Here is a 23514-nt window from a genome sequence, read left to right as displayed (position 1 = left end):
GTTATGCCAGAGCTTTACGTGTCATGGTCAGAGTACCACCAAAAAATCGAACAGTTGGCGGCAATCATCTATCAATCCGGCTGGGAGTTTAACCAGATTGTCTGCCTTGCCAGGGGCGGTCTACGGGTGGGTGATATTTTATCGCGAATTTACCACAAACCGTTGGCAATTTTAGCTGCCACTTCTTACGGTGGCACAGGCGATCGCTTTCGAGGTTCTCTCGCCTTTGCCCGCGACCTCACCATGACGACCCCTCATCTGGGTAGCCGCATTCTCCTGGTGGATGACTTAGTGGATTCTGGCATCACCCTCCGGGAAGCTATCCCTTGGCTGAAACATCATTATGCTGCTGATGTCGAGCAGATTCGATCCGCTGTCATCTGGTACAAAGCTTGCTCCGTCATCGCGCCTGACTACTATGTGGACTATCTCCCGGAAAACCCCTGGATTCACCAACCCTTTGAAAAATACGAACAGGTCGATCCCTCAGAGTTAGCCCAACGCTATGCTGCTGTTTCAGCGACCAAATAACACCAACCAAACCGGCAGAGTCAATAGGAGTCCTATCGTCCCGACAACCAGTGCCGTCACGGTTAAATCTCGGTCGAGATTGTAGGTTTCTGCCAAGATGAGGGTGGCAAACGCTGGAGGCATTGCCATCTGTAAAACAATGACTAGATGGGGTGCCCCACTCACACCCAGCAGCCCAACCCCAACGCCCAGTACCAGCGGAACTAGCAGCATTTTAATCCCCAAGCTCACAGATGCCGAAGGGAGGCTACCCCAGGAAGAAAGCTGGCTGAGGCGCATACCGATTAGCACCAAAGCCAGCGCCACTCCACTCCAAGCAATCATTTGCAGCAATTGTTCAGCGGGTTCGGGCAGGGGGAAGTTGCGAAAAACCAGCCCAAAGCCAAAACTCCACAGCGCTGGATTGATCAGCACTGCCTGTAGGGACGGGAAGACGCCCTTCTCTGCCCCAACCCCAAAACGAGCCGCCAAGACAACGCCCAAGCCGTAGGCTCCCAGCGTGGTGCCCATCAGGTCATAAAATAGCGCCCACCCAAAGTACTGCTGCCCGACGAGAGCGAGGGTAACGGGATAACCTAAGTAGCCGGTGTTCCCGACCATTGAGGCTAATAGAAAACTTCCTTGAGTGGATTTACTCCAAGCTTTTTTAGGGAATTGCGAGGCTTGTCTTCCCATCCAAAACCAGGCTAATCCGGCTCCCACCAAAATTGCCACCCAAGCGGCGACGGGTGCAATCCAAATTGGCCCAGATAAGTCGGCGTGACGCAGAAACGCCACAATGCCAAGCGGGACTCCAATCCAAAAGAGAAACTTGCCTAAATAGGTGGGAACTACTTTGGGCAGTTGGCGACCCAAAACCCATCCCAGCAAAATGCCACCACCTAGCCGGAAATAGAGTTCCAGCAGTTGAATTCCTATATTAGGCATCGTCTTATGGGTTGTCAGCAGAAGGTTTAGACTGACACCTGTACGATATGTCAGCCTCTATTCATGTTAAGCATCAGGGTTGATGACGAGGCATCTGGGAATACACGGCGGCTGTTGAGATTCGCTCAGTCTAAAATACTTGTAAAGTTAGGTGTTGAGTCTCAGTGCCGTTGTTGGATATCTAAGAATTGATAACTAACCACAAAAACAACAGGAGTGGCTCTTTTGGAAAACGCGGGTATGCCTGAAAAACCACCCAAGTCGGCACTGCCGATAGACGATATTCCGGAGGCGTTGCGGGATACGCCGTACCTCGGACGACGCCAGCGACATTGGCAGCCGATTCTCCTGTTTGGCGGTTTGTTGGGATTGGGAGCGATCGCGCTGATTATCGGTATCTTAGTCCCCCGTCCTGTATCCGAATCGGATGCATCAACGCCTGTCCAAAATCAGATTCCAGGCATTCAAACGCCTTCCGCTACACCAGAAGTTAATACCCTCTTTGGACACTTTCCCTACCAAGAAGCACCACAGTCCGAATTAGAGGCGATTACAGCGGATGGTCGCTTGAAAATGCGTAAAACTGCCGCCAGACAATATATAGCGATGGTAGCAGCGGCGCGAGCTTCCGGCGTTATCATCGTGCCAATTTCAGGATTTCGCTCGATTAGTGAGCAGCAGCATTTATATTTTGACACTAAGGCGCAGCGCGGACAGTCAGCCGCCGAACGGGCAAAAGTGAGTGCGCCTCCCGGTCACAGCGAACATCATACTGGGTACGCGATAGACGTGGGTGATGGAAGAGTCCCCGCAACGAATCTCAGTCCTAACTTTGAGAAGACTGCGGCTTTTAAGTGGCTTCAGAAGAACGCCCCTTACTATAGCTTTGAGATATCGTTTCCCCGCAACAATCCCCAAGGCGTTAGTTATGAACCGTGGCACTGGCGCTATGTGGGCGATCGCGATAGTCTGGAAACATTTTATAAAGCCAAACAATTCGGAGGTGGGGCACAGCCATCGGGCGATCGCTCTGTCGTGTCCCCGACCAATCCCAACCCCAATACTTTACCCTAGCCAGTAATTAAAAATTAAAAATGCAAAATTTAAAGCACCAGTTTTAATTTTTAATTCATCTACCTTAGACTTCAATATCATGCAACAAACTGCCCTAAATCTAATTGCCATTGGCGTCTTTGCAATGACGCTTTCTAGCTTGTTGGGGCCAATGTTGAACATATCACCGACAATCCCCGCGATCGCAACGATTAGCATTCTGGGACTGGCAACCTTAGACACCCTGAGCTTCCAAGGCAAAGGGATTGCAATCCTTTTGGAGTTGTTTGCAGGTGCTGACTCCAAATACCGCGATCGCGTATTGCGGCATGAAGCCGGTCATTTCCTCGTCGCCTACTTACTTGAAATTCCCATCACCGGCTACACGCTCAGCGCCTGGGAAACCGTTAGACAAGGAAATCCTGGGCAAGGTGGAGTAATATTTGATACCCAAAAATTGCAGCAAGAAATGACAAGCCCTTGGGAGATGCAAGTCATCCTGGATCGATTCTGCACCGTCTGGATGGCAGGCATCGCCGCCGAGATTTTGGCATACGGTAGCGCCGAGGGAGGCGCAGAAGACCGGCATAAAATTAGAGAGGCGCTGACACAGTTAGGACGGCAGGAAAGCGGCGCTCAGCAGAAAGAGCGTGCCAGTGCGCTGCAAGCACGTACCCTGATTGAGGAAAACTATCCCGCCTACGAAGCCCTGGTGGCGAGGATGGAACAACGTGCTTCAGTTGAGGAGTGTTATCAGGTGCTTCAGCAACATACTTTTAGAAGTTAGTCGTTCCTAATTAGTAGTCATTAATCAATTACCAATTTATAGAATTAATGGGAAGTTGTTGCCTCTGTATCCTAGACTTCACCTACTTTTTTTGATATAATAACTTTGACAAGGAAGAACTAAGCTACAATAAAATTTTTAGGCAGATTTCTATTATTTAACTATACTCTTTTTAGCTCAAACAAGTAGTAATTTCCAATACACTTCTCGTTGTTTTTAAGAGGTAAAAATTGAGGGGAGAATTTCTACCTCTTCCGCAATTCGCAATTATTCACTAACAACTCGATTGCGACCATCAGATTTGGCTTGCAGAAGGTTTTGGTCAGCACGTTGTAGCAAGTTTACTCCTTTAATATCGTCCGTCGCATTCAGGGTGCCTGTCCCCAAACTGATCGTAATTGTGAGTGACAGGGTGGGATTAATTCTGAAGGGTTGTTCGCAGATCAGGCGACACAGACGGTGGGCTACCACTGGAGCCTCTTGAACATCTGTGTTGCTGAGAATTACAACAAATTCCTCGCCCCCGTAGCGGAAGAGAGTGTCTTGAAATCGCAGGTTGTGTTGCAGACGAGCGGAGAGTAGTTGCAGGACGAGATCGCCGATAAGATGCCCGTAGGTGTCGTTAATAGACTTGAAAAAGTCCACATCCAACATCACTAAACTCAACGGTATTGAGCGACTCCGAGCATTTTGAATCTGCCGGGGCAATTCCCATTCCAAGGCACGACGATTATTCAATTCTGTTAGCGGGTCAGATAGCGCCATTGTTGACAATAAATCATTAGTTCGCATCAATTGGCGATAGTTCTGCACCTTGCGTAATCCCATCTGAATTTGTGCTGCCAGTAAGCGATCTTGCAACCCAATCTCCTCTTGTGCAAGGGCAGCACTCCTTCTTCTGACTGGGGCAATTTGCAAGTAAGCATCTGCTCCTTTTTCTAAAGCTTCTGCCATGAGTGCCAACTTCCGGTGTCGATCGGAAAGTGTTTGCTCGTGGGCAAGTTCCGGTCGGTCTTCTATCAAGATGCAGTAAATCCCCGCTAATTGGTTATGTTGTTTGAGCTGATAACAGAATTCCAAACTGCCCTCCAGACTTGCCTGCAAAATTAAGATATAGGGCAGTCGCTTTTCCAGCAGTGGGATGACTTCATCTAGCTGGGAGGCAGCTTCAACTGCGCCACCGACTAAAGCAGCAATTCGCGTCAGAAATGTTGCCAGAAATGCATCAGTTCCAACAACTAGAACAAAAGCATCCATTAGCGTAGGTATTCCGGAAGAATCAAGGCTCTTTCCCTGTTGACGAAACGTGAGAATTTCTACCACTAGAGTTTTTATGGAGCAACGAAGGAGACGAATGGATAGATGACCCTAGACTGGATGAGCGTGTAGATTGTGGGGCGAAGAAGCGATCGCTCTAGCGGATGCCGCTATACGAGGCTTCTGGCTGCTATGCCATTGAACCGGGTAGCACTACCAAACTCTAACCCGATCGTTGGCACCGACACACTCTGTTACATTCTCAGTTTGCTACAAGTATTAGAGATGGGTATTCCGTTGGCGGTAGAGAATTTTACAAAATCTTCATAAAACTGCCACACTACCCAAATGCTTGAACAACCTGCGAGCAGATTCTTCTTTATGCTGGCAGATAATCGGTATATGTTACCACTCTTGAGAAAGGAAGCGTAAAGCGAGCGATCGCATCCCCATTTGTCAAGAACAGAGGGATTCTCCTTTGGAGACGCTACGCGATCGCGCCTTTTTGCAGCCGATTCATCTCTCGTCTGTTGATTCACTACGAAGTCAGTAACCAGACAAAAGCCAGTTAGGTGATTACCCAACTGGCTCAAAATTAACCCTAATAATGCAGAGTATGGTTATTGATAACCTTCAATCGTGTGACCTGCCGCCACGATCGCTTGTTTGATTGTTTCTTCCGAAGCTTGAGCTTCCACTGTCACCGTCTTGGCTTTTACATCCACGTCCACCTTGGCGTCGGGTTCCATCGTATGGATCGTGTCGGTAATTGTTTCTGCACAGCCATTACAGGCGATAGTGGGAACTTTTAGTTGGAGTGCCATAAATTCAATTCAAGTCAATTAAGTTTGCAAGGATGCGATTCGAGAAGCCTTTATTTTACCGTTGTCACAGTGCTGGATAAATCAGCCTGCTGAGCGATAATGCAGATTTCGCATTCGGGCGCGCTCGCGTTAGTCTAGCGCTGACTTGTCAATTCGCATCCTCGATAAAAATTCCCCTAAAAACATTTTTGGGCTTAGTCGAGTGCGACTAAGCCCGTTAGATCGAAAGGATTGGTTTTCTCAAAAAATGAACTTCAACAACTAGGGTGGACAAGTTTGGCAGCTTCACCTTTACCTTTAGTGTTCCAGCATAGTCCAGTCTTCCCAGACTTTGGTTTGGCTTTGCACCAGCTTGGCTTTTTGCCCCTCCAGTGCTTTTTACCACTACAGTCTATGCTTGGTTGGTTCTTGCTGCACTTGGGTAACAGACCGGGGACACCGCGTCTATGTTTCCCATTCCGTTTTTCATCTGCCTCCTTGTTTTTCTAACTTCCTGGTGTCCACTATTAAATTAGCACCCCATTTCCAGACAAAATCCCCGATTTTACCAAACTTGACAAGTCTTTAAATACAGCAAATAAGCGTTAGTAAAGAGAAACAATTCCCCTGCCTTGCAATGCCTGAACGAGAAGGGCTACAACAAGGCATAAACAAATGTAAAAATAGATAAAGTTGACCGATACCAAGCCCTTGTAAATTCCCATGTCTTGTTCCTCCCAGTTCCTTAGCGGTAGCGAAATTCGGCAAAAATTCCTCGACTTCTATGCCCAGCGAGGACATCAAATTTTGCCGAGTGCTTCCTTAGTGCCAGAAGATCCCACCGTACTGCTAACGATCGCCGGGATGCTGCCTTTTAAGCCGATATTTCTAGGACAGCGATCGCCTGAATTTCCCCGCGCCACGACTTCTCAAAAGTGCATCCGCACCAATGATATTGAGAATGTAGGACGGACTGCCCGACACCACACCTTTTTTGAGATGCTGGGTAATTTCAGTTTTGGGGATTATTTCAAAGAACAAGCGATCGCGTGGGGTTGGGAACTGTCAACACAAGTTTTTGGTTTACCCCCAGAACGCCTTGTTGTCAGTGTCTTCCGGGAAGATGAGGAAGCTTATACGATTTGGCGAGATAAAATTGGCGTTCCCGAAGCCAGAATCCAACGCATGGGAGAAGCGGATAACTTCTGGGTATCTGGTCCCACTGGTCCTTGCGGTCCTTGTTCGGAAATTTACTATGATTTCCACCCAGAACGCGGTGATGACAAGATTGATTTAGAAGATGACACCCGGTTCATCGAGTTCTACAACCTGGTGTTCATGCAATACAACCGGGATGCAGAAGGCAACCTAACGCCGCTGCAAAATAAGAACATCGACACGGGGATGGGACTGGAACGGATGGCGCAAATCCTCCAGCAGGTACCCAACAATTACGAAACTGACCTGATTTTCCCGATCGTCAAAACTGCATCTGAAATCGCCGGAATTGATTACGCTAGCAGCGACGAGAAGACGAAAGTTTCCCTGAAGGTCATTGGGGATCACGTGCGTTCCGTCGTCCACATGATTGCCGATGAAATTCGCGCATCGAATATTGGGCGGGGTTATGTGCTGCGGCGCTTGATTCGGCGCGTGGTGCGTCACGGACGACTGATTGGCATTCAAGGGGAATTTACGCCGCAAGTGGCGGAGACTGCGATCGCGCTTTCCGAATCCGCTTATCCGATCGTCCGGGTTCGAGAAGCACAAATCAAAGCGGAACTGCAACGGGAAGAATCTCGCTTCCTCAAGACACTGGAACGAGGTGAGAAACTGTTGGATGAAATTATCCAGCGGGTGAAACAGGAAGGCAAAACTCAAATTGGCGGACGAGACGCCTTTACTCTCTATGACACCTACGGCTTCCCTGTAGAACTCACTCAGGAAGTTGCAGAGGAAGAAGGACTCACCGTAGACGAGTCAGGCTTCAATGCGGCGATGGAGGAACAGCAAACGCGATCGCAGTCCGCCCACGAAACCATCGATCTCACCCTACAAGGTTCCCTAGATAAGCTAGCCGAACACATTCATAGCACCGAGTTTCTGGGTTATACCCAGCCTTCCAGCCAATCGCAAGTAGAAGTGATTCTTGTAGAAGGCAAATCTGTCGAAGCGGCGGAAGCGGGAACACAAGTGCAGATTGTCCTGAATAAGACGCCATTCTACGCAGAATCGGGCGGACAAATTGGCGATCGCGGTTATATCTCCGGCGATTCCGTTTTGGTACGAGTTGAAGACGTTAAGAAAGAATCCGATTTCTTCGTCCATTTCGGTCGCATTGAACGCGGTACGCTGCGGGTAGAAGATGCTGTAACTGCCCAAATTGACTTGTCTTGTCGCCGTCGCGTGCAAGCGCATCATACCGCAACGCACCTGCTGCAAGCGGCATTGAGGAAATTTGTCGATGAATCGATTACTCAGGCGGGTTCTTTGGTCGCCTTCGATCGGCTGCGATTTGATTTCAACTGTCCTCGTCCCGTGACATCCGAACAAGTACAACAAATCGAAGAGCAAATCAATACTTGGATCGCGGAAGCGCATCCCGCCGAAACCGAAATCCTGCCAATCGCGGAAGCCAAAGCGAAAGGCGCGATCGCGATGTTTGGCGAAAAATACGGCGATGAAGTGCGGGTACTGGATGTCCCTGGCGTTTCGATGGAATTGTGCGGCGGAACTCACGTTCACAATACTGCTGAAATTGGGCTATTTAAGATAGTCTCCGAGGCGGGTGTCGCCTCTGGGGTGCGGCGGATCGAAGCAGTGGCAGGGCCAGCGGTTCTGGAATACTTGAATGTCCGGGAGAAAGTGGTTAAGGATTTGAGCGATCGCTTTAAAGTCAAACCCGAAGAACTTCCCGACAGAATTACCAACCTCCAGAACGAATTAAAATCATCCCAAAAGCAATTAGAAGCATTAAAAGCAGAACTTGCTTTCGCGAAATCCGACCAATTACTCAGCACTGCTGAAACAGTGGGCGAGTTCAAAATTTTAGTTGCCCAATTGGGTGATGTTGACGCCGAATCCCTAAAAAATGCGGCTGAAAGATTACTGCAAAAACTGGGTAATGGTGCCGTATTCTTGGCATCAATTCCCGAACCAGACAAACTAAGTTTTGTGGCAAATTTTAGCCCAGAAGTCAATAAAAAAGGATTGCAAGCTGGGAAATTCATCGGCGCGATCGCTAAAATCTGCGGTGGCGGCGGCGGCGGACGCCCCAACCTGGCGCAAGCTGGCGGACGCGATCCTAGTAAGCTGAAAGAAGCCTTAGAAAGTGCTAGAACTCAGTTACTTGAAGGTTTGCAGTAATCCCGTAAGGTGGGCTTTTGCCCACCTTTGAAAACTCTCAAGCCTCAGTTACACTGAGGCTTCTGCCTGTTTTAGCTTACAAATTTTCTCTGGTTTTAGTTATAAAGTTGTGAGTGTAGCGTGTCAGTACCTGCATAGCTGACAGCGCATTCAGGGGCATGAAACTACGCGAAAAAACACTGCTGACGATTGGCGTTACCGTCGTAAGTTTGATAGGGGTTTTGTATGTCACCTCGTCAACCATCCTGCTGAGAGGCTTCGCCAAATTGCACGAACGGGAGGCTTACCGGAACGTTCAACGAGTTCAGGATGCCTTCTCTAACTACCTGAGTGAGTTCAGCGTTCTAAACGACCAATGGGCGATGTGGGATGACACCTATAACTTCATCAAGGATGGCAACCGCCGCTATATCGATCGCAATCTGAATGATATTTCCTTGCGATCGCTCAGATCCGACTTAATCCTATTTATCAATTCCTCTGGTCAGCTGGTTTTTAGTCAAAGCTTCAACCTGAAGCAGCGCAAAGCAATCCCCACTCCGAAGGGAATCCAGGCATACTTAGCGGCTAACACAAGCCTGCTAAAGAATTCTGAACGACTTGACCACTATGTTGGCATCGTTCTGTTGCCCCAAGGGCCAATGGCGATCGCAGCCAGACCAATTCTCACTAGCGAGGGTAAAGGGCCTAGTCGGGGAACGCTGATCTTAGGGCGTTACCTGAATACTGAAAAAATCAAGGCTTTGAGTGAGTTGACCCATTTGCCCATCAGTATGTACTTGGCAAGCGATCCGCAACTACCTCCCGACTTCAAATCGGTGCGTCCGGCTTTGTCCAAAATGCCCGATAAGTCTTCTTCGATTCTGGTGCGATCGCTCAGCAATAGCGGGATGGTGGGATATACCCTACTGCGGGACATTGACGGCAAACCCGTAATGCTGGTGCGAGTTGATATGCCCAAAGAATTTTATCAACAAAGCCAACTTCTTCTGACTTATCTGGTAGTGTCGCTGGGTATATCTACTTTGGTCGTGGGGATCGCGTTTACCGGGGCAACTTTATTTCTGTTAGAAAAATTGCTTCTGTCTCGGCTAGCTTATCTCAGTACGGAGGTTCGGAGCATTGGTACTAAAGGCGATCTGTCAATGCGCGTCTTAATTGCTGGCAGAGATGAATTGTCGATCCTGGCTCGTACAATTAACTGGATGTTAGAAGCTTTAGAGTCATCTTTAAAAGAACTAAAAGCGGAGCAAAAGAAGGCGGAGAGGCTGCTACACAATATTTTGCCCCAAGCGATCGCCGACCGATTAAAAAAAGAACAGGATACTATCATTGCCGATAACTTTGCCGAAGTAACGGTTCTATTTGCAGATATCGTTGGTTTTACTCAACTGGCTGCTCATACATCACCAGTAGAACTAGTCAACTTGCTCAACCAAATATTTTCTGCGTTTGACCAACTCGCTGAACAACATGGTTTGGAAAAGATCAAGACCATTGGCGACGCCTATATGGTGGTTGGCGGTTTACCTATCCTTCGCACGGATCATGCAGAAGCTATTGCCGAAATGGCGTTAGATATGCAAAAGGCAATTGACCGATTCAATGCAGTGAATGGCGAAGAGTTCAACATCCGAATTGGCATTAACACTGGCCCGGTTGTTGCTGGAGTCATTGGTTTGAAAAAGTTTATCTATGATTTATGGGGAGATACAGTTAATACCGCCAGTCGCATGGAATCCCACGGAGTCACAGGTTCTATTCAAGTTACCGCCGCCACTTACCAGCTTTTACAGGACAAATATCAATGGGAAGAGCGGGGTGCAATCCAGGTGAAAGGAAAGGGAGAAATGATGACTTATCTACTCATCGGCAGAAAAACAGAAAAACTGCTAGTGTGAGCTAGAAGTTTATAAATATCGCTGTTTAGAAAGGCAAAACTTTATGGGTCGCTTAAATCCTTACACGTTACAGATGCAGATTACCCGGATGTTCCAAGACGGGCAATCTATCTTCGCCCCAGTGAAGGTGCAGGATTGGCTGCGAGAGCGCAATCACGATCCAGCCGAATATGATATTCTCTTCCATCAGCAACCCGCGCCGCCGGGAGCCAAAGAAGCGATCGCTATTGATATTGAGTTGCGCCGTAAAGATGGACAGCCGGTCGATCCGTGGCTCCAACAAGAAGTCAACCGCCACGCTTAACGCTGTTTAATGCACTAGCTTGTCAGCCAAAATGGATGGGTTGTAGAGACGCGCTTAACCGCGTCTCTACTTGACCGCCTACCACCCTAAAAAATCTGTTTTAATGGACGTATTTGAAGAAGAATCTCCTTTAATTCCATAAACAAATCGCAGTATAGTTGTGTAATTTGTTATTAAATATAACCAGTTAAATTTATTGAAATTATTTTAATTGAAAGCAAACAGATTTTCTAAACTTACGCTGAGGGGTGACACGCGCCTCAGGGAGCAATGGGTATGAAATCAAATCAGCGTTGGGTTCTAGGTTTTATTCTTTATTTCGTAATTTTACTGACAATTTTTGTTTCTGCTTATTTAGGAATTGTGCCAGTCAAAATTTCTGCCATTCCTTTTTATGACACAATTGGACATTTCATTTTATTAGGGTTTGCCAGTTACTTAGGTCAGAAAGCTTTAGGGAACCGGGTGATTAATATTTGGTCTCGTTCCATAAGCCTACCACTATCACCAATTCTGATTAGTATCTTTGCCTTATTTGATGAGAGTCTGCAAGCCCTCTCACCGCTTCGTTCCTCCACCTTGTCTGATCTCGCTGCCAACCTAATCGGAATTTGGTTCTTTTACTGGCTAGCATCGTTAAAGTAGAGCCTGGGAATCGTTTTTTGGAGTTGGTTACATCCTGAGCATTTGGATTTACTAGAGATTGATGGCGTCGCCGATGCTGCGATGATTCGGCGGCTTTCTCAACGCTTGGTACGCGACGACTGGGCAGAAGTTATTGACATGAGCATGGGAGAACAGAGATTACTTCCCTTTTCACCGATCTCTATCTCAAGAAGTATTCACTTAAAGTAATTCAGTTTATGTGTATCTACAGACTTAAGTCCAAGGGTTAATGACAGGCAATTCCTGTGGATTTAACCTTAATTTAGATGGCTTTAGACGATACAAATATAGTTCTACACAGTCCAAGTTTTTACAAAATAATCATTAGAAAGCTTACTATTCTCTTCTGGAGCTTTCAAGCGACTTAGTGTAGCAAAAAAGTAAGTCTAAAGAGAAGACATTGGAATAAAATAAACTAAAAAATTCAGAAAATCAAGGTTCACGCGGAGGTTTAATATGTCTTATCGCTACAACCAAAATAAAGCTCCCTTTGTGAGAATCGTCTACTCAAAGGTTAATGTAAACGGAAAAACTGAACTGGTGCCGCTGGAGTTATACGCAGATGGCTCTCTTAAGAGAGCTATCTGAAGAGAAAATACGATCTGCAAATATAAAAAAATTCTGTTTCCCGATTCTGTACCAAAGTTCGGGAATACTCTACAATACAGCGAATAAGTTAGCGTTCATAGTCTTGAAACGACAGAGCTGCTATGGCTGGTGTAAAGCCTAACCAAAATTCGATGCTATTGGAGAAACCCGAACATTTTCCCGTCCTGGGAGTGCCCGTTCATCTGTTAGAAGACTATTCTAAGTGGCTAATCTCGCGCCTACATGAGAAGGTAGGCGGTCATGTCGTTACGCTAAATGCGGAAATGGCGATTCAGGCAGAAGACAACCCCAGCCTTGCGGGGATCATCCAGCAGGCTGAACTGGTGATTCCGGATGGAGCTGGGGTTGTCCTTTATTTGCGGCTAAAGGGTAGACGCCTGAGACGCTGTCCGGGAATTGAGTTGGCAGAGTCACTTTTACAGGAAGCTGGGCAAATGGGGAAGCTTTGCCCGATTTTTTTCTATGGTGGGGCACCGGGAGTTGCGCAAGCAGCAGCTGCGGTTTGGGAGGAACGAGTGCCGGGAATTGCGATCGCTGGGAGTCAACACGGCTACCTCTTACCCGAAGCAGAACCAGAATTTAAGACAACCCTGCAAACTCTCCAACCCCGTCTGATATTCGTGGGTTTAGGCGTTCCCCGTCAGGAATTATGGATTGCCCAAAACCGACACCTGTGTCCCGAATCGATTTGGATTGGTGTCGGCGGTAGCTTTGATATTTGGGCTGGAATTAAATCCAGGGCACCCGCTTGGTTGCGGGATAATCATCTGGAATGGCTTTATCGCTTGTATCAAGAACCCTGGCGCTGGCGAAGAATGATGGCTTTACCGCAATTTGCCTTGCGAGCTGTGGTAAAAAGTTATGAGTTTTGAATTGTTAATTGTTCATTGAAGTTGCCATGAACGATGAGCGATTAGCTATTAGCCCTTAGCATTACGCACTGATAACTTTTATATGACCACAGCTTCTGCTCATCCCAGCATTGGCAAAGATCGCCGGAGTGACGCACGGGACGCCAATTACTCAGCCTCCTCAGCAGTCATGGTGAAATTGCGGGAAGTGACAAAAATTTATTCCAATGGCAGCCGTGGGTTATTGGATGTGAATTTGGAAGTTAAGCGAGGGGATTTCTTGTTTGTTACCGGGCCTTCTGGTTCTGGTAAATCAACACTCTTAAAGCTGTTGTATGGGGAAGAACGCCCCACGGATGGCGAGGTCATGGTCGATAACTGCAACGTGGCGCAGTTGCGGGGTCATCGCCTGTCTTTGCTGCGGCGGCGCATCGGCGTTGTTTTTCAAGACTACAAACTCATCCCCCGCCGGACAGTAACGGAAAATATTGCTTTTGTACTGTGGGCGCAAGGCTTCACGCGCAAGGAAATTGAGCGCCGCCTTCCTCCAACGCTGAAATTAGTCGGGTTGCAGCATAAAGCGGATTGTTTTCCTGAAGAACTCTCTGGTGGAGAGCAACAGCGCGTCAGTCTTGCTCGCGCCATTGTCGGAACGCCGCCGCTGTTACTGGCAGATGAACCCACTGGAAATCTCGATGCGGATAACTCGGCATCGGTGCTGAGAATTCTCCAGAAACTCAACGCCTTCGGTGCGACTGTGATGGTGACAACGCACGACGAACGCTTATTGCGGATGGCGAATCGACCTGTGGTGCAAATCCGTGAGGGGCAAGTCAAAATCAGAAATTAACCAGAAATGAATAATTCTTCTGTTTAATTTTTTACTGGGCGCTTCTTACCAAAATCACGGTGCTTTTCACGCCACGCGCGATCGCTTCGGGGATATTTCCCTTCATCACCTGCTGCAATAGCCCTTCCCGACTAGCACCCAATATCACCACATCGCAGGCGTCAGCTTGCGCTAGATCGATCACGGCATCCGAGACAGAACTGGAACGAAGGGGAATCGCCGTCACGCTTGCACTCAGTTGGCGGCTGAGGAACAAGGCTGATTTTTCTAACATGGCGGTGTCCGGCAAGAGGGTGGAAGGATGGAAAACTTGGGCTAGCTCAATTGCGGGTGTCTTACTCAGACACATCAAAGCGGGTAGGAGTTGCAAAGCTTGCTGGGCGTTGGGACCACCAGCAATCGGAACCAGCCAGCGATTGAAGCAGAGGGACACGGTGGGTGAGTGGGTGCCGATGCGATGCCGGGGTGCCAGGATGCGGGGCGGCCGGGGAGAATTGGCAGCGATATGCGCCCTGATGCCTCTGCTTCTCGGCTCTTCTACACCTGGAGTCTCTTCGCCCATTTTCACCAGCACCACCTCGCAGGGAGCCTGCCGGATGATCGTGTCTACCACATCGCCAAAAACTCGACCGGGCGTGATGCTGGTGCCTTTCCAGCCCATCAGCAGCAAATTAATGTGACGCTCGTTAATGGTTTCCAGAATCGCTGGAGCAACATCATGAGACACGCGGATCTGAGTGTGGACGGGAATTTGCCAATCTTGCCCCAGTTTTTCGGCATGACGGAGCAGCCGACGACTTTTGGTAGTGCTGACGGGCGTTTGAGCAGGGGCACTGTTGCGGGGAACCGAGATAACCTGAAGACATTCGATTTCGTAGTTGCGATCGCGGGCAATTGCCGCTGCCATTTGCAACAATGCGGGTGCGGTTTGCGGGTTGGCGATGGTAACGAGCATTCGTCCGCTTCCCACTGCCGGAGAACGAGTTTGATAAACACAGTAAGAAGGCTCCGGACGCGGGCCAATATTCACCGATTGACCGTTCAGCTTATCTGCTTGCGCCCGAATAATATCAGCACGGGTAATAATCCCAATCAGCTTGCGCCCTTCCGTCACTGGCAACCGACTGAGTTGATAGCGATTGAGTAAATAGAGAACATCACCCAAGGAGTCGGTAGGGTTTACCGCCATCGGCTTCGGCGTCATGATTTTGCTCAAAGGGGCATTCCCTGGTAATCCCCGTTGGGCAATTCCAGCAAGGTCAGTTTGGGTAATAATCCCAACCAGTTTCTCCTTATACACAACCGGAAAGCCGCGATGATGGGAGCGAGAGAAGGCTTGCACGGCTTCATCAAGGGTCATATTGCTGGTTAAGGTTTCGACTCGGCGCTGCATCACGTCTGCCGCCTTCAGCATCGATAAGAGTCCATCGGTAGTTGGCTTTTTCTCTAGTTCAATCCCATTCCACTTCAGTAGGCGATCGTAGAGTGACCCCCTAACTATCTTTTCTGACACTAAATAAGCAACAACAGACCCAATCATCAGTGGCAGAACGAGATTGAAGTCCATTGTCATTTCAAAGACGATGACAATGGCGGTGATGGGCGCTTTGGAGACGGCACTGAAAAATGCCCCCATGCCAGCCAGGGCGTAGGTGGTCGGTGAACCCACTGCCAAGGTTACCTCCTGCACGAACCCGACCAGATAGCCAAGCCCAGACCCCAGAATCAGGGAAGGCGCGAATAACCCGCCAGGGGCACCAGAACCACAGGCGACGAGCGTCAGTATATACTGAGCCACAAAAGCGATCGCTGCCATTTCCCAGCTCACTCCACCTGCCAGCAGGGACTCTCGCAGCCCGGTGTTGTCTCGAAATGTTGAGGGGAGAAGGGCGGTCACGATACCAGAAATTAATCCAGCCAGCCCAATTCGCAGCGGTAGAGAAAGTTTGAGGCGGCGATAGAAGGCGAGGGAAGTAAAAATTCCTTTCCCAAACATTGCCCCCAGCACCCCAGCCAAGGCTCCTAACAACAGGTAAAAAGGAATCTCTTGGGCAAAAAAGCTAGTCTGAGATTGGCTAATATCGAGGTTGAGGTCAAGGCTACGACCGCCCAGCAGCCGCGACACAACCGCACCGATAAAGGATGCGAGAATGGCTGTGCCCAAGGTGAGGTCGGATAAATCTTGGAGGAGTTCTTCGACAATAAACAGCACACCGGCAATCGGTGCATTGAAACCAGCCGCTAACCCAGCACCCGCACCAGCGGCAATCATCTGGCGGCGATGGTCGGGCGAAGTAGGAACCCAGTGGCTGAATTGAGCAGCAACGGCTGCACCGATATGCACGGTTGGCCCTTGACGCCCCAAGGTGAGTCCGGAACCCAGAGCAATAATGCTGCTGGCTAACTTCACGAGGGCAACTCGTAAATTCAGGGCGATGGGGAATTGAGAAAGGGCAGCTTTAACAAAAGGAATGCCGCTCCCCGCTGCTTCTGGTGCCAGACGTTCGACTAGGAAGCCGGAGAGGAGTCCAAAGGATAAACCAATGGCGGGTAATGCGAACCATGCAGGGAGAAAGTGGGAAGCATGAACTCGCCATGCACCCAAGGTCCCGACGCCGACTTTGAACAGAACTGCGGCGAGTCCCGATACTAACCCAATTAGACAAGCTTCAGCGATCGCTAAACGCCGTCTGGGTTGTAAGAAAGCTTTGACCTTGGATTTGGGAAATTTGAGTCTTGAGTGTAAAGACAAAACTTGAGAACTTAACACTCTCAAATAATTCATAAGTCATTCAACATTTTGCCCTCAACTCATTTCATGGCTAATGGCTAATGGCTAACGGCTAACGGGCAATTAGCCAGTCTTCGATTCGGATTAACTCAGCATTTTGCCGGTGACAGACAGCCCTTCCACAATCAGAGATGGGGTATAGACCGAACCATTCCACTCGGCGTCGCCTCCCAATGCCACTAGCTGCTTGAGGGCTGCGTATACGTTACCTGCCACCATCGTATCTTTTACCCTGCCGACCACCTGACCGTTCTTGATCCGGTAGCCCAGGTCAACGTTAATCGAGAAGTCCCCCGAAATCCCAGAACCGCCTCCCAGCATCTGATCTACTACCAGCCCATCACCCATCTGCTGCATTAAGCTCAGCAGATCCCCAGTTCCCGGATGAATCAGCAAATTAAATAGCCCCGGTGTCGGGTAACTACCTAAACCGGGACGAAACCCGTTTCCAGTAGTCCCGCTACCCAGCTGGCGTCCGGTCGTGCGGTCGGTATAAAACAGCTGCAAAATGCCGTCTTTGATAAATTCCAGATTCCGCGTGACCGTGCCTTCATCATCAAAAGGACAGCTAAACGGCCCAGATTCTGGGTTTTGGGTAATGGTGAGGGCTTTTGAAGTCACGGGTTCGCCCAAGCGATCGCTCCACGGCGAAGCCCCCTCAAGGGTTCGTTTCCCATTCAGTGCAGCTGAGAGGGTTCCCCAAAGCATATCCGCTGCTTTGGCGGTAAATAACACGGGCACGCGACCGATGGGGGGTGAAATGTTTTCTTTCGCCCACGCTAACCGCTGCAAAATTTGGTTTGCCAAGGCGACCGGATCGAGGCTATCCCGCTGGGTTTGTCCATCGCCAACGCTCAAGAAATCATCCCCCCGCACCCATTCGGCTGCCAGATAACAGCTGAGGGTCGTATCGGTATAGCGACAATCCAATCCTTTGGTGTTGACAAGGCGCGTCGTTTCTGCTTCACATTCCCATTGAGCGGTGCAGAGGACTTCTGGGTAGGCATCTCGGACGAGGGCGATCGCTTCTTTGCCCATTAATATCAGCTCCTCGACGGGCATAAACTCGCCCAAGTCGGGATACTTAGATGCCCGCCCCTCAGTCAATTCCACGGTTTCCACTCCGTTGAGTGCCGACAAAGCGATCGCTCGATCTACCAGTGCTTGCGGTTCCACAGGGCCATAAGCAACGGCTAAACCCGGACGCCCTTCTCGCCACAGCCGCAACGCCGTCCCTTCTGATTGGGCACTTTCCAGTTGTTTGAGCCGGTTGGCTTCAAAAAAAACTGGGCGAGAAAGCGATCGCGCTTGATAAACCTCCGCTGCCTCGGCTCCAGAACCAGTGGCTAACTCCAATAACTGCTCTGCTAGCGTCTCTTGTGGTAAATCGTTAAAACCCATATTCTGACCGTGGAATTTATTGATGGAACCGCCAAGACGCCCTCATAAAGTCAAAGTAGAAAGTGCGAAATTCTGTCGCTCAGTCTCAACATCCGCGCTTTTACTCCGACTTTTATGCTTGTCTGAGAGCCTTTTTTTATGTCTTTGTCTTCTATTCTCCCAGTCTGGTTGCGAAACCGAAAGATTTACTTTGGAATCAATTTAACTCAGAGGCAATTCTTGCATTAGCCAAAAACCCGCAAAGGATTCTGATTGCGGATCGGACTGAATCGCTAAAAAATGCAACATCCCAGCTTTTCGCTTGGCGTCCTCAAAGTTTTCGGCTTCCGTCAAAGTTTTTGAATCTTTGATACTTGCCAAAATCCAGCTATTACTCTCACCCGTCTCTAAAAGCAATCTAGGGGGTGTGTTCCGATTAAATTTCAGGAACGCCGGTTCAATTCCCGACATCCAGCCAGCCATTGGCACTGCTCTGGGAGAGAAAATCACCACTCCTGGAATCTGCGTCTCCTGTGGCAAAGGCGCGAAATCTCCTAATCCAATGAGTGGGAAAGCTTCTCGAAAGCCAATGTCCCACTCGTGCATTTCCTCAAAGGCTTCCGCTGACAAGGTTACAAATGCCCACTTTTGCCCAACCAGCGCATCCGGTAAAGGTTGGGGCGGCTGGGGTTGGTATTGGACAGAGGGATTCGGGGCAACTCCTTGGTAGCCCGATTGCTGGGGATAAACGTCCTGCATCCGCTCTTGCAGCCACCGATACAATGTAAAAGTTCGGCGGCTCAGCTGAGCGGAAATGCCCAACTCATCGCAGGCTTTCACAATCATTTTGGTCATCGGGCGGCGGAAGAAGCGGATTTTTTGAGGAGGTTCAGCTGCCCTAGCGATCGCTTCTTCCAACGTCGTTCGCAGCCAGATCGAATTTACCGTGCTATTGGGGCAAAACTCGGCGTAACGAAACAGGGACTCAGGTTTGGTGCGGATATCCAACGGACTTTCGCACACCAATAATTCCCAAATCTTTTTCTGTTGTTCGTCCAAAATTGGACGCGAATAAAAATCTAATTCCCAAACTGTTCCCATGCCGCGCCGTTAAAATCTGGTCACTTCCTTCATAATACGTTTGAAGCATCCTTTTACTCATGATTTACATCGACGGTTCCTACGGAGAAGGCGGCGGACAAGTTTTACGGACTTCCCTCAGCCTGGCGGCGATCGCAGGCCATCCGATCCGGATTGGGCAGGTTCGGGCGGGACGCAAAAAGCCCGGACTCGCTGCCCAACACTTAACGGCTGTGCGTGCCGCTGCTGCCATCTGCGGAGCGAAAGTGCAGGGGGATACGTTAGGTTCAACGGCTTTAGAGTTTATTCCGGGTGATTCAATCCAACCGGGAAAATACACGTTTGATGTCACCGAAGCACAAGAAGGCGGTTCGGCGGGTGCTGTCACTTTGGTTTTGCAGACAATTTTGCTGCCTTTAGCGATCGCGCAGGGAGAATCGCAGGTGACGCTGCGCGGCGGCACCCATGTCGCCTATAGTCCCGCTTATACCTACATCGAGCAAGTCTACTTGCCTCTGTTACGTCAGATGGGAGTGGAAGCTGAGGTGAGGATACGCAGTTGGGGGTGGTATCCCCAAGGCCAAGGAGAAGTGGAACTTCGCGTTAGCGGTAGGGGCGTTAGGGGTAAGAACAGGGAAATCCAACCATTGCGAGGGATTAGCCTTCTGGAACCTGGAGAATTTCAGCAGGTGCGGGGGATTGCTGTGGTGACACAACTTCCTTCCCACATTCCCCAACGGATGGCTAGCCGCGCCGAGAATGTGTTGCATCAGGCAGATCTCAAAGCCACTGTCCAACCCTTACGGGAAAGGGGTATAGCACCAGGGGCGGGGATTTTCCTCACCGCTGAGTACGAGAATAGTAAGGCTTTCTTTGGTGCTTTGGGACGTCTGGGACTGCCAGCCGATAAAGTTGCCGATATGGCTTGTCAGGAGTTGCTGGATTTTCATAACACTGGCGCACCCGTCGATGTACACCTGGGGGATCAGTTGCTATTGCCAGCGGCTTTAGCTGACTCGACGAGTCAATACCGAGTGGCGGAGATTAGCACCCACCTAACGACCAATGCATGGGTGATTGAGCAGTTTGGGTTGGCATCAATAACGATTGATGAAGTCGATCGTCGGGTGACGGTAACACCCAACCCCGATAGATGAGTAGGGACAGTTAGGCGATCGCTTCTAAATTTCCAGTTAATTTAAACACGACAACGGCTCCCATACTGCTAATATTGCCCTCATCGCCGCAGACTTTGATGTTCACTGCTGCAACAAAATAGACCAATGGCTGACTTACCTCCTTCATTGCCACCAGGGTGTGTTCTCCGACCAGCCCGTGCGGAAGAAAAATGGTTAATTCAGCAATTATTATTAGAATTTACAAAATCTGAAGCCTTAAAATTTGACCTGAGAGTTTTATCTTTCAATTTCCTAATCTTGATTGCCTTGATTTTTTTCATGCTAGCAATCATACAAATTATTAAAATCCTTGCTTCTAATTTTCTGCTCGGAATTATTTTATTTCTTATCCTTGCACTTCTTTTTATTGTTACTCTTTGTTTAGCAGCTTCCTTTATTCTATTTTTCTTCTCAATTTTTACCTACGCTTTTGTCAATTGGTCGCGGTTCTGGGTCATTGAATGTAATGGAAGCTTAGTAGCTTGCGGTGAAATAAACGGCTACAGTACGCACTCTATGCTGTATTACTTATTTGTGAAACCTGTTTGGCGCAGCCAGCACCTGGGTTCCTATCTAGTGAAGCGTCTTGTTCAAGAAGCGACCCACCCCCTCTATTTAGTCTGTAAGCCTAAATTAGTACGATTTTATTCGCAACTTGGCTTTACGATTGTTCCTTGGCAAGAAATCTCACAGCCTCTCAAATCAAGTTTTCACATTTTCCAACTAGATACCCTAATTAGTGGAAATGTTTGGACAGTTATGCGGTATCAAAGTTAGAAAAATCAGGGATTTTACAAAAATCCCTGATTTTTGCGATTGAATTCTTAAGGAACATCAATCGGAATCAAGGCATTTTCAGGCACATAGCTACTAAACCGTTCGCCATCCGCTAAGATAGCTACCATCCGCAGCGGAAAATCTGGACCGATTTGCAAATCTGCCCAAGGAACTGCCACTTCCAAACACTTATTTAAACCCACTTGAGCGCGGCTAAACCGAGGATGCCACTTGAGATGTTCCCCAGCCTCCTCAAACTCAATCGTGTGAGTCAGTAAGTTAATCCCTAAATGGTGGTGGAACAGATAGTTCAGTGGCGCTTCGTCAGGTAAATTTTCCAGCGGAATGGGGCTATTGTGCATTGTTTGGTTGGGATAGAACCACAGCAAATGCAACTCTGGCGGACAGCCTTTACCCGGTTGAATGCCGGTCTGGAAGTCCAGCCGTAGATAGAAGTTAAGGTGATCCACGCCGTACCAAAGACGCTGAATGGCACTGCTCTTGTGCATCGTACCCCGCGATCCGCCCACATCAATCCGACCAGCGCGATCCCAATCCTGTTCGTCACCCAGTCCATCGATGGTGGGATGAATAAAGCCTTGGGGTCGATGGTCTCCCCGCGCTTCGTGAGCTTCTACGGGTTGGCGCAAGTTCGACGGGATCGGCTCATTTAAAGCTTGGTAAATCGCACACAGGTGTTCCCGGAACAGCTGGTCGAACATGGCATCTTGGTTTGAGGAATGACCTTCGCCAAACCACCAGAACCAATCGGAACCTTCTGCGGCGTACAAAGCTTCCCAAACTTCTGGATTGTTTTCCTCGGTTGCTTCTGGATGGCTAGCCAAGACTTTCCGCGCATCTTCTAAGAGATCCCAGGCGCGATTTTTGGCGGGATCGCCAATCCAAGTTGTAAAGCTGCCATCGACCCAAGAGCCGCTGTGCAGCTGCTCGGCGGGGATGGTTGCCTTGGGAGGGAACTGGTCTAGAAATTCCGAAACCGTGACCAATTTCAGCTCTGAGTGGTCGCTCAGCGTTTGATAAAGAGCTTCTAAGAAGGGCTTACCATCCAGATGGTAGTGTTCCCAACAGTTTTCGCCATCAAGGGCAATGTTGACCAGCCACGGTTGTTCTAGGGCTGTACCGCCTCCTTTCTGGCGGTGTTTCAGGGTGCGAGCGATCGCTTCCAAATGCCCGACTAAGTCGGCGGCGGCGCGGCGCGGTTCCATCGCTCCATAAGTAAAGCCAATTAAATCTGATAATCGGTGATCCCGAAACACGATCGCTAAGTCGCCGAACTCGGTTTGCAGCCGATAAGGTTGATATAGTAATTCGGGTTCGTAGACATTCCCCGCGCCGTCTCGATGGAAAAATTGCTTCTTAGACCAACCTAAGACGGCTTCATCCGAGCAGATCCACTTATATCCTTGCTTGGCGATATAAGGCAAAATTTCGGGGCTAACCGATTGTTCTGAAGGCCACAAACCACGCGGTTCTTGCCCAAACCGATCTTTATACATATCCCAAGCTTTTTGGAGATGTCTGGGGATATCTTCAGCCCACTGGAAGCGCTGCTTCGGCAAGGTCATGTTGGGCACCGCCACCCGACCGGAGTTGGTATCGTTCAGTAAGGGCAAAATTGGGTGCGTGTAGGGCGTTGTCGATACTTCCAGTTGCCCCGCTTCTTGCATCTGCCGGTGTTGCGGAATGATGCGACTCAAGATTTCTCGTTGTTTAGAGAAAATTCGCTGGCGATCGCTTAAAGTAAAGTTTCTTCCCTGCTTCAACCAGCCCTCAATCTCTGGATCGTCCCAAAACAAAGGATCGATCCACGCCAGATTATGCCAAGCGAGCAAATCGCTGTAATCTTGCGGATTCCAATTTGTCCAACACCATTCTTCCCCCTTTTCTTGACGTTGCCCGTACAGTTCTCCGTAGCGAGGATGAGGGTCAATTAAAGTATGGTGATTGGCATCAAAAAAATGCTCAATAATAAATCTTTTTTGTTCATCACTCAGTTGCTGTTCCGGCGTCAAAGCTGCTGCTAAGTACGGGTCCATCGCCGTGCCAGCAACATAATCCTCTAACTGCAAAATCAAAGATGGCACGAGATTAACCGTTTGATGCAGCTTCGGATAACGAGCCAGCAGCAGCACTAAATCTAGGTAATCTTTCGTCCCATGCAGCCGCACCCACGGTAAACGATACTGATTGACTGCGCGGCTTTTGTACAGAGGTTGATGTTGATGCCAGATGAAAGAGATATAGAGAGGATGGGGCATAGGAAAAGTAAATAGTAGAAACTAAAAAGGCAAAAGAAATATCTGTTTTATTTCTTTTGCCTTTGGCTTTGAAAAGACTGGTTCAATTAAACTAAAAAGGCAAAAGAAATCAGAAAAAATCTTT

Annotated in this window: 19 protein-coding genes; 12 read left to right on the top strand and 7 right to left on the bottom strand. The window is 48.9% G+C overall.

Annotation, left to right across the window (positions count from 1 at the left end; all coding sequences use genetic code 11):
- The first annotated feature begins 3 nt into the window (after positions 1-3).
- Positions 4-531 (top strand): phosphoribosyltransferase, encoded by a 528-nt coding sequence (locus NDI34_RS17100; protein ID WP_348233263.1) that lies wholly within the window; start codon positions 4-6, stop codon positions 529-531.
- Here the strand turns inward: NDI34_RS17100 and NDI34_RS17095 are convergent.
- Entirely contained in the window at positions 517-1458 is a 942-nt protein-coding gene (locus tag NDI34_RS17095) for an AEC family transporter (protein WP_190432292.1), read from the bottom strand. The genes NDI34_RS17100 and NDI34_RS17095 overlap by 15 nt on opposite strands.
- A gap of 240 nt (positions 1459-1698) precedes the next feature.
- Between NDI34_RS17095 and NDI34_RS17090 the strand changes: the two genes are divergently transcribed.
- Together NDI34_RS17090 and NDI34_RS17085 are read left to right on the top strand one after the other, a co-directional pair.
- A complete protein-coding gene (locus NDI34_RS17090) occupies positions 1699-2532 on the top strand; it encodes a M15 family metallopeptidase (protein WP_348233262.1) in 834 nt (277 codons plus the stop codon).
- Between the two features lie 79 nt (positions 2533-2611).
- Positions 2612-3298 (top strand): ATP-dependent Zn protease, encoded by a 687-nt coding sequence (locus NDI34_RS17085; RefSeq protein ID WP_348233261.1) that lies wholly within the window; start codon positions 2612-2614, stop codon positions 3296-3298.
- 267 nt (positions 3299-3565) lie between these two features.
- Here NDI34_RS17085 and NDI34_RS17080 read toward each other — a convergent pair whose 3' ends face one another.
- Both NDI34_RS17080 and NDI34_RS17075 read right to left on the bottom strand, forming a co-directional pair.
- Positions 3566-4555, bottom strand: a complete 990-nt coding sequence (locus NDI34_RS17080; RefSeq protein WP_348233260.1) for a diguanylate cyclase — start codon at positions 4553-4555, stop codon at positions 3566-3568.
- A 620-nt stretch (positions 4556-5175) separates the two neighbouring features.
- Positions 5176-5379: a heavy-metal-associated domain-containing protein gene (locus NDI34_RS17075; RefSeq protein WP_190411340.1), complete on the bottom strand. Its 204-nt coding sequence runs from the start codon at positions 5377-5379 to the stop codon at positions 5176-5178.
- Positions 5380-6081: 702 nt separating this feature from the next.
- Between NDI34_RS17075 and alaS the strand changes: the two genes are divergently transcribed.
- From alaS to ftsE, 7 genes are all read left to right on the top strand, one after another.
- Entirely contained in the window at positions 6082-8724 is a 2643-nt protein-coding gene (alaS, locus tag NDI34_RS17070; RefSeq protein ID WP_348233259.1) for an alanine--tRNA ligase, read from the top strand.
- A 158-nt stretch (positions 8725-8882) separates the two neighbouring features.
- Entirely contained in the window at positions 8883-10625 is a 1743-nt protein-coding gene (locus NDI34_RS17065; protein WP_348233258.1) for an adenylate/guanylate cyclase domain-containing protein, read from the top strand.
- Between the two features lie 43 nt (positions 10626-10668).
- On the top strand, positions 10669-10929 hold the full coding sequence (locus NDI34_RS17060; protein WP_190411337.1) for a hypothetical protein: 261 nt from the start codon (positions 10669-10671) through the stop codon (positions 10927-10929).
- A gap of 276 nt (positions 10930-11205) precedes the next feature.
- A complete protein-coding gene (locus NDI34_RS17055) occupies positions 11206-11574 on the top strand; it encodes a VanZ family protein (protein ID WP_190432312.1) in 369 nt (122 codons plus the stop codon).
- Between the two features lie 42 nt (positions 11575-11616).
- Entirely contained in the window at positions 11617-11784 is a 168-nt protein-coding gene (locus NDI34_RS17050; RefSeq protein ID WP_190677913.1) for a hypothetical protein, read from the top strand.
- A 551-nt stretch (positions 11785-12335) separates the two neighbouring features.
- On the top strand, positions 12336-13076 hold the full coding sequence (locus NDI34_RS17045; RefSeq protein WP_190411358.1) for a WecB/TagA/CpsF family glycosyltransferase: 741 nt from the start codon (positions 12336-12338) through the stop codon (positions 13074-13076).
- Between the two features lie 169 nt (positions 13077-13245).
- Positions 13246-13905, top strand: a complete 660-nt coding sequence (ftsE, locus tag NDI34_RS17040; protein ID WP_190411357.1) for a cell division ATP-binding protein FtsE — start codon at positions 13246-13248, stop codon at positions 13903-13905.
- 31 nt (positions 13906-13936) lie between these two features.
- Here the strand turns inward: ftsE and NDI34_RS17035 are convergent, their stop codons facing one another.
- The 3 genes from NDI34_RS17035 to NDI34_RS17025 all read right to left on the bottom strand — a co-directional run bounded on the left by NDI34_RS17035 (position 13937) and on the right by NDI34_RS17025 (position 19177).
- A complete protein-coding gene (locus NDI34_RS17035; protein WP_190411334.1) occupies positions 13937-16690 on the bottom strand; it encodes a chloride channel protein in 2754 nt (917 codons plus the stop codon).
- Positions 16691-16780: 90 nt separating this feature from the next.
- Positions 16781-18097, bottom strand: coding sequence for a TldD/PmbA family protein (locus NDI34_RS17030; protein WP_348233257.1), 1317 nt, complete (start codon positions 18095-18097; stop codon positions 16781-16783).
- A gap of 201 nt (positions 18098-18298) precedes the next feature.
- Positions 18299-19177 carry a Tab2/Atab2 family RNA-binding protein gene (locus NDI34_RS17025; protein WP_190411332.1) on the bottom strand — a complete coding sequence of 293 codons (879 nt, stop codon included), beginning with the start codon at positions 19175-19177 and terminating at the stop codon, positions 18299-18301.
- 59 nt (positions 19178-19236) lie between these two features.
- Between NDI34_RS17025 and rtcA the strand changes: the two genes are divergently transcribed.
- Both rtcA and NDI34_RS17015 read left to right on the top strand, forming a co-directional pair.
- Positions 19237-20313, top strand: a complete 1077-nt coding sequence (gene rtcA, locus NDI34_RS17020) for an RNA 3'-terminal phosphate cyclase (protein WP_190526459.1) — start codon at positions 19237-19239, stop codon at positions 20311-20313.
- A 126-nt stretch (positions 20314-20439) separates the two neighbouring features.
- Positions 20440-21111: a GNAT family N-acetyltransferase gene (locus NDI34_RS17015; RefSeq protein WP_348233256.1), complete on the top strand. Its 672-nt coding sequence runs from the start codon at positions 20440-20442 to the stop codon at positions 21109-21111.
- A 47-nt stretch (positions 21112-21158) separates the two neighbouring features.
- On the opposite strand, the gene NDI34_RS17010 is transcribed toward NDI34_RS17015, so the two are convergent.
- Complete coding sequence (locus tag NDI34_RS17010) at positions 21159-23390, bottom strand: glycoside hydrolase (protein ID WP_190526463.1); 2232 nt, start codon at positions 23388-23390, stop codon at positions 21159-21161.
- Between the last annotated feature and the right edge of the window lie 124 nt (positions 23391-23514).

Source organism: Trichocoleus sp. DQ-U1 (assembly GCF_039961925.1).
Lineage (GTDB): Bacteria > Cyanobacteriota > Cyanobacteriia > Cyanobacteriales > FACHB-T130 > FACHB-T130.
Note: the sequence above shows the minus strand (reverse complement) of the source record. Positions and strands in the feature narration are given on the sequence as shown.

Excerpts from the sequence above, each read along its gene's own strand:
- NDI34_RS17035 (WP_190411334.1), bottom strand. The coding sequence starts at position 16,690 with ATGAATTATTTGAGAGTGTTAAGTTCTCAAGTTTTGTCTTTACACTCA.
- NDI34_RS17010 (WP_190526463.1), bottom strand. The coding sequence starts at position 23,390 with ATGCCCCATCCTCTCTATATCTCTTTCATCTGGCATCAACATCAACCT.
- alaS (WP_348233259.1), top strand. The coding sequence starts at position 6,082 with ATGTCTTGTTCCTCCCAGTTCCTTAGCGGTAGCGAAATTCGGCAAAAA.
- NDI34_RS17055 (WP_190432312.1), top strand. The coding sequence starts at position 11,206 with ATGAAATCAAATCAGCGTTGGGTTCTAGGTTTTATTCTTTATTTCGTA.
- NDI34_RS17080 (WP_348233260.1), bottom strand. The coding sequence starts at position 4,555 with ATGGATGCTTTTGTTCTAGTTGTTGGAACTGATGCATTTCTGGCAACA.
- NDI34_RS17025 (WP_190411332.1), bottom strand. The coding sequence starts at position 19,177 with ATGGGAACAGTTTGGGAATTAGATTTTTATTCGCGTCCAATTTTGGAC.
- NDI34_RS17095 (WP_190432292.1), bottom strand. The coding sequence starts at position 1,458 with ATGCCTAATATAGGAATTCAACTGCTGGAACTCTATTTCCGGCTAGGT.
- NDI34_RS17085 (WP_348233261.1), top strand. The coding sequence starts at position 2,612 with ATGCAACAAACTGCCCTAAATCTAATTGCCATTGGCGTCTTTGCAATG.
- NDI34_RS17075 (WP_190411340.1), bottom strand. The coding sequence starts at position 5,379 with ATGGCACTCCAACTAAAAGTTCCCACTATCGCCTGTAATGGCTGTGCA.
- rtcA (WP_190526459.1), top strand. The coding sequence starts at position 19,237 with ATGATTTACATCGACGGTTCCTACGGAGAAGGCGGCGGACAAGTTTTA.
- NDI34_RS17015 (WP_348233256.1), top strand. The coding sequence starts at position 20,440 with ATGGCTGACTTACCTCCTTCATTGCCACCAGGGTGTGTTCTCCGACCA.
- NDI34_RS17100 (WP_348233263.1), top strand. The coding sequence starts at position 4 with ATGCCAGAGCTTTACGTGTCATGGTCAGAGTACCACCAAAAAATCGAA.
- NDI34_RS17030 (WP_348233257.1), bottom strand. The coding sequence starts at position 18,097 with ATGGGTTTTAACGATTTACCACAAGAGACGCTAGCAGAGCAGTTATTG.
- NDI34_RS17090 (WP_348233262.1), top strand. The coding sequence starts at position 1,699 with ATGCCTGAAAAACCACCCAAGTCGGCACTGCCGATAGACGATATTCCG.
- NDI34_RS17065 (WP_348233258.1), top strand. The coding sequence starts at position 8,883 with ATGAAACTACGCGAAAAAACACTGCTGACGATTGGCGTTACCGTCGTA.
- ftsE (WP_190411357.1), top strand. The coding sequence starts at position 13,246 with ATGGTGAAATTGCGGGAAGTGACAAAAATTTATTCCAATGGCAGCCGT.
- NDI34_RS17045 (WP_190411358.1), top strand. The coding sequence starts at position 12,336 with ATGCTATTGGAGAAACCCGAACATTTTCCCGTCCTGGGAGTGCCCGTT.
- NDI34_RS17060 (WP_190411337.1), top strand. The coding sequence starts at position 10,669 with ATGGGTCGCTTAAATCCTTACACGTTACAGATGCAGATTACCCGGATG.